Here is a 6,000-nt window from a genome sequence, read left to right as displayed (position 1 = left end):
TAGTGTTAACAGGCCCTAGTGACAGGCCTTGCCTTCCACCGTCATTTGCGCAGCAAACATCGACACCTGCGGAATCTTCCCTGCAGCAGCCTGCTGCTTGGCCTCTTCCAGGTAGATGCGCGACTGGCCCTGCCCATCCAGCTGCGGTTTCGTCTCGACCGGCTTGCGCCACACACGTACGACCGCCTGCTGCGCCGGACAGGCTGCGCTGGGGACGCGGATCAGATCATTGAAGATCCACCCGGAGGCGACGCTAGGTGCCGCCTGTGCGAAGTCGACGAAGCGTGCGCGCGGCTGACAGGTTGGGCTGCTGCGCACTACCGAAAACCGATACGGCTGCGCGGTATCGCCAGTGAACACCCCTTCCAGCCGCGCGCAGGCCTCGGGAATCTGTCGCAAGGTGTGCACGGCGCCAACCGCCTGCGCCGTGCCTTGCGCACGCTGCAGTTCCGGTGCCGGCTCGGCGGCAAGCACGGGGCCGGCCAACACCATCGCGACCAGCATGGCGACATGGATACGCATGAACACTCCTGCTTGATTGGCTGACCGCAGGCTGTCACGCAATAACTGAACCCCGCGCCAAGGCGATGCGGCTGGCGGGCACGCGCACCGCGGCGCATACTCGGCCACGATCCGGCCACATGAACATCGCGACGCGCCTGACGGCCACAACCGGCCGTTCGCTGAGGTTACTGTTCGATTGTCCGCGCGCCTCGCCCTGCGTTCGTCCGACCGGACGACATCCATTCGCTTGGGAGGGGTCATGCTGGAACACTATGGGTTGATGCTCGCGCTGGGCTGTGCAGTCCTTGCAATCGTCTACGGGATCGTATCGGCGCGCTGGGTGGTCGCGCAGCCGGCCGGTAGCCCGCGCATGCAGGAAATCGCCGCAGCCATCCAGGAGGGCGCGCGCGCCTACCTCAATCGGCAGTACCTCACCATCGCCATCGTCGGCGCAGTGCTGTTCCTGATCGTCGGCTTCTTCCTGAGCTGGTATACGGCAGTTGGATTTGCCATCGGCGCGATCCTGTCCGGCCTGGCCGGATACATCGGGATGAATGTCTCGGTACGTGCCAACGTCCGCACTGCCGAGGCAGCCCGTCATGGCCTGGGCAAGGCGATGGATGTCGCGTTCCGCGGCGGCGCGATCACCGGCATGCTGGTCGTTGGGCTAGGACTGCTGGGCGTTGCCGGCTATTACGCGGTCCTGCAGGCCATGGGACTGGCACTGCAGGACAACCTGCACGCGCTGGTAGGCCTGGCGTTCGGTTCGTCGCTGATCTCGATCTTCGCCCGTCTGGGTGGCGGCATTTTCACCAAGGGCGCGGATGTCGGCGCCGACCTGGTCGGCAAGGTCGAAGCCGGCATCCCCGAGGACGACCCGCGCAACCCCGCGGTCATCGCCGACAACGTCGGCGACAATGTCGGCGACTGTGCGGGCATGGCCGCAGATCTGTTCGAGACGTATGCGGTCACCGTGATCGCGACCATGTTGCTGGGCAGCCTCACCCTGGCCGAAGCGGGGCCGCACGCGGTGCTCTACCCGCTGGTCCTGGGCGGTGCGTCCATTATCGCGTCGATCGTCGGCGCTGGTTTCGTCCGGACCAAGTCCGGCGGCTCGATCATGGGCGCGCTGTACCGCGGCGTGATCGTCTCCGGCGTCCTGGCCGCACTCGCCTATTGGCCGATCACCCAGGCCTTGATGCGCGACAATACCCATGGCGCACTGGCCATCTACGCCTGTGCACTGATCGGACTGGTACTCACCGGCTTGATCGTCTGGATCACCGAGTACTACACCGGCACCGAATACAAGCCGGTGCAGCAGGTCGCCGCCGCCAGCACCACCGGTCACGGCACCAACATCATTGCCGGGCTTGGGATCTCGATGAAGTCCACCGCGCTGCCGGTGATCGCCGTCTGCGCCGCCATCTGGGGTGCCTTCCACTTCGGCGGACTGTATGGCATCGCGATCGCCGCGACGGCGATGCTGTCGATGGCCGGCATGATCGTCGCACTGGATGCGTATGGTCCCATCACCGACAACGCCGGCGGTATCGCCGAGATGGCCGAGCTTCCGCCAGAGGTCCGCAACGTCACCGATCCACTGGATGCGGTCGGCAACACCACCAAGGCGGTGACCAAGGGCTATGCGATCGGCTCGGCCGCGCTGGCGGCGTTGGTATTGTTTGCCGACTACACCCACAACCTGCAGGCGGCCCACCCCAATGAGGTGTTCGCCTTCGATCTGTCCGACCACACCGTGATCATCGGCTTGCTGATCGGCGGCTTGATCCCGTACCTGTTTGGTGCCATGGCAATGGAAGCGGTCGGCCGTGCCGCCGGCGCGGTGGTCGAGGAAGTGCGCCGCCAGTTCCGCGAGCTGCCCGGCATCATGGCCGGCACCGCCAAGCCGCAATACGATCGCGCGGTGGACATGCTGACCCGCTCTGCGATCGGCGAGATGATCGTGCCCTCGCTGCTGCCGATCGTCGTGCCGTTGGTGGTCGGCCTGCTGCTCGGGCCCCGGGCGTTAGGCGGCCTGTTGATCGGGACCATCGTCACTGGCCTGTTCGTGGCCATCTCCATGACCACCGGCGGTGGCGCCTGGGACAATGCCAAGAAGTACATCGAAGATGGTCATTTCGGCGGCAAGGGGAGCGAGGCACACAAGGCTGCCGTCACCGGCGATACGGTCGGCGACCCCTACAAGGACACCGCCGGCCCGGCGATCAACCCGTTGATCAAGATCATCAACATCGTCGCCCTGCTACTGGTGCCATTGCTGTAGCGACGGCGCAGCTGCCGGCCCGGCCCGGCGCACGGCGTCGCCGGGCCGGACCGGCGACGCTTGCCATCTCACAAGCAACCGATCAAGCCGTCGTAGATCGGCGGTGCACCGTGCGGCAGCGGCTCGAACAGCGGATGCGCCACCGCCAGCGCGCGATACAGCTCCGCCAGGCGCGTACCGGCGCGCAACGGCGCCGTGCAGCGCCAGGTGCGCGCATCGACAGCCAACGCGCCGGTCCGCGGATCGATGCTGATCTCGCTGGCGCCAAAGCTCCAGGCACACTGGCGCACCACGCCAGTTACCCGGTGCACCGAGCAGCGCAGCCGCAGCGGCTTGTAGTCGCTGAAATCCCCAGCGCAAAAGGTGTCGCCGCAGATCTGGTCGAAGTCGTGTTCCAGCCGGCGCTCCAGATCGGAGAACGCTTCCCAGCCCTCCGAGGAGGCGGGCCAGTCCACCGCGTCGACAAAGGTGGGGGGCGGGCTGGCGGCTGCAGCGCCGCCAGACACGCTGGCGCAGCCGGCGAGCAGGACGATGGCGAGCAGGGGAAGGGATCGGGACATGGGCGGCTCCTGGGCCAAGGGGACGAGCCATCAGCCTCGCGCGCACCACGATCCGGCGATATCGGACTCAACCACGTGCTGAACGCGGACTATGCCGCATGCGCGTGTCGGCCCCTCGCCCATTCAGGAACGCTGCACCGCAACAGCCGAACGCGTAGAATCGGCGCCCACACTCAGCTGACGCCTCGGAGCACCCGCATGGGCCTGGAACTGGTCACCGCCGGCAAGAACCTGCCGGAAGAAATCAACGTCGTCATCGAGATCCCCAAGGATTCGGAGCCGGTGAAGTACGAAGTGGACAAGGCCAGCGGCGCGATCTTCGTCGATCGCATCCTGTCGACCCCCATGCGTTATCCCTGCAACTACGGCTACGTGCCCAACACGCTGTGCGGCGACGGTGACCCGGCCGACGTGTTGGTGGTGCTGCCGCTGCCGTTGGTGCCGGGCTCGGTCGTGCGTTGCCGCCCGGTCGGCGTGTTGCGGATGAGCGACGAGGCCGGCAGCGACGAGAAGATCCTGGCCGTGCCGGTCGCCAAGATCTTCAGTGGGTACGCCCACGTGGAAGACATCCAGCAAGTATCCAGCCATTGGCTGGAGCGGATCGGCCACTTCTTCGAGCACTACAAGGACCTGGAGAAGGGCAAGTGGGTCAAGCTGGATGGCTGGGGTGGCGCGGAGGAGGCCAAGCGGATCCTGACCGAATCGATCGAACGCTACAATTCCGACGCCGCCTGAGCGGCCGAGGCCGGCACGTCGTAGCCCTGCGGCATGGGGCGATCGGGGTCACGCTTTTGCCGTGATCCCGATGACCGCAGCGGCCGGATTGAGTACATTGCGTACTGCATTGACCGGTGCGTCTTGCCGGTGACTCTTGGGGAAGTGCCTTGCGTATTCTGTTTGTTGGGGACGAAGTCAGCCTTCCGTCCAACCTGGTCGATTACATTGCCGATCTCGGCGACCAATGGCAGGCGCAGCAGGTTGCCGATGGCAATTCGGCGATCGCGGCGGCGGCGTTGTCGCCGTTCGACGCCGTCATCGTCGCACCCGTCCTGCCGGATCTCACTGCCGCGACCCTGCTCGGACAGATCCGCACCCTGCGTCCGGATACCACCCGCATTGCGCTGATCGATGCCCAGGGAGGCCAGCGCACGCCGCCGGCCCGCATCATTGGTGTGGCGCATCGCTTCCTGCCGCTGCCGCTGGCGCCGGAAGTGTTGCTGGAAGCAGTCACCAGTCTGGAAGAGCTGCGGGACTTGCTCAGCAATCCGCGCCTGCGCGCCGCCATCGGCCGGATCGAAAAATTACCCTCGCCGCCGCACCTGTATCTGAGCCTGATGCACGCGCTGGAGGAAGAAGATGGCCCGGATGCGGCAGAAATCGCCAAGCTGATTGCCGGCGACCCCGCGATCGCCGCGAAAGTGCTGCAATTGTGCAACTCGGCATTCTTCTCCGGCGGCCGCAGCATCACCGATCTGCGCACTGCGGTGACCCGCCTGGGCGTGGCCACGTTGCGCGACCTGGTCCTGGCGAGCGAAGTCTTCTCGGTCCAGACCCTGAGCCCGGCAGAGCGCGCGGCGATGCAGCGTCGTGCGCTGCTGTCTTCGCGCCTGGCATCCAAGGTCCTGCCGCCGACCAGCGCCGAACTGGGCGCCACCGCAGCGCTGCTGGCTGATATCGGCCTGCTGCTACCCGGCGTGCGTGATGAACGCGAGCCGGTAGAGGACGGCGACGATCGCCTGGGACACACCGAGGCCGGCGCTTACCTGCTCGGCCTGTGGGGCCTGCCGATGCCCATCATCGAAGCCGTCGCATTCCACCGCCATCCGCAGCGCTCGAGCCTGCGCAGCTTCTGGGTGACCGGCGCGGTGCATGTCGCAACCGCACTCGCCAGCGGCGAGCCGGTCGACGAGGAATATTTGGGCAAGGTCGGCGTCATCAGCCGACTGCCGGCGTGGCGCGAGCAGGCCGAGACCTTGCTGGGTTTGACCGAGGCCTGAGCGCCGACGCTCTATTGAAATCGGCCCCGGCGTCAATCCTCGAAGGGAAACGCCTGGTGAGTTCAGTGAGGGCAGCAAGTGATCAAGCTCCTAAAGTGGGCGCACGCTGGCGCTAGCTCTCGACACAATCCCAGGCAAGACGGCTGGTAGTCACAGCCAGCCATCAGTTCGAGCTGTGACCTAGCCGAGATCGAGACAGGCAGCGCGAGTGCGCACCACGGCCCACCTGGACGCGTGCCCTACTCTTCTATGCACTCGTACAAGCGGATCGGCGCCTAATCGCAGCAATTGCAGGCGGCCAGAATGTCGCCACGACTTGTAGCACAAAGTCATTTCGCCGCATTGCGTGCCGCAGATGACACCGCCGAGTCTCATCAGGACATTGAAGAAACGCTGCACTCACCGGCGCGGATGTTAGGGCCGTGGATACGCCATGCGCGCGGCCGATGACGTGATCGAGCCCTAGATCCACAACAGGCCCATCAGGCCCCAGAGATGATGACGCCGGACGCGGCCTAGACCGCTGCCCTCACGGCTAGACTGCGAATAATGGTGGATTGCCCGTGGGCCTAAAGCGTGTCATGTCCTTTGAGGTGAGCGCGGAGGGTCCTGTGCCGCGTGGAGACAAGGCCCGCAACGCTGTCTCGGCGCG

Annotated in this window: 5 protein-coding genes; 3 read left to right on the top strand and 2 right to left on the bottom strand. The window is 65.7% G+C overall.

What is annotated here, in order from left to right:
* Positions 1–15: 15 nt before the first annotated feature.
* Complete coding sequence (locus CKY51_RS17630) at positions 16–522, bottom strand: hypothetical protein (RefSeq protein ID WP_022972127.1); 507 nt, start codon at positions 520–522, stop codon at positions 16–18.
* 241 nt (positions 523–763) lie between these two features.
* Here CKY51_RS17630 and CKY51_RS17625 point away from each other — a divergent pair, with 241 nt between their 5' ends.
* Positions 764–2,791: a sodium-translocating pyrophosphatase gene (locus CKY51_RS17625; RefSeq protein ID WP_022972128.1), complete on the top strand. Its 2,028-nt coding sequence runs from the start codon at positions 764–766 to the stop codon at positions 2,789–2,791.
* Positions 2,792–2,859: 68 nt separating this feature from the next.
* On the opposite strand, the gene CKY51_RS17620 is transcribed toward CKY51_RS17625, so the two are convergent.
* A complete protein-coding gene (locus tag CKY51_RS17620) occupies positions 2,860–3,351 on the bottom strand; it encodes a hypothetical protein (RefSeq protein WP_022972129.1) in 492 nt (163 codons plus the stop codon).
* A 198-nt stretch (positions 3,352–3,549) separates the two neighbouring features.
* On the opposite strand from CKY51_RS17620, the gene ppa reads away from it, so the two are divergent.
* Both ppa and CKY51_RS17610 read left to right on the top strand, forming a co-directional pair.
* On the top strand, positions 3,550–4,086 hold the full coding sequence (ppa, locus tag CKY51_RS17615) for an inorganic diphosphatase (RefSeq protein ID WP_022972130.1): 537 nt from the start codon (positions 3,550–3,552) through the stop codon (positions 4,084–4,086).
* Between the two features lie 149 nt (positions 4,087–4,235).
* Complete coding sequence (locus tag CKY51_RS17610) at positions 4,236–5,348, top strand: HDOD domain-containing protein (RefSeq protein WP_038220576.1); 1,113 nt, start codon at positions 4,236–4,238, stop codon at positions 5,346–5,348.
* The last annotated feature ends 652 nt before the right edge of the window (positions 5,349–6,000 follow it).

This window comes from Xanthomonas maliensis (assembly GCF_009192945.1).
GTDB lineage: Bacteria > Pseudomonadota > Gammaproteobacteria > Xanthomonadales > Xanthomonadaceae > Xanthomonas > Xanthomonas maliensis.
This window is presented reverse-complemented; position numbering and strand designations above follow the sequence as displayed.

What these genes read in the sequence shown, in the direction of transcription:
- CKY51_RS17630 (WP_022972127.1), bottom strand. Translation starts at nt 522, where the DNA reads ATGCGTATCCATGTCGCCATGCTGGTCGCGATGGTGTTGGCCGGCCCC.
- CKY51_RS17625 (WP_022972128.1), top strand. Translation starts at nt 764, where the DNA reads ATGCTGGAACACTATGGGTTGATGCTCGCGCTGGGCTGTGCAGTCCTT.
- CKY51_RS17620 (WP_022972129.1), bottom strand. Translation starts at nt 3,351, where the DNA reads ATGTCCCGATCCCTTCCCCTGCTCGCCATCGTCCTGCTCGCCGGCTGC.
- ppa (WP_022972130.1), top strand. Translation starts at nt 3,550, where the DNA reads ATGGGCCTGGAACTGGTCACCGCCGGCAAGAACCTGCCGGAAGAAATC.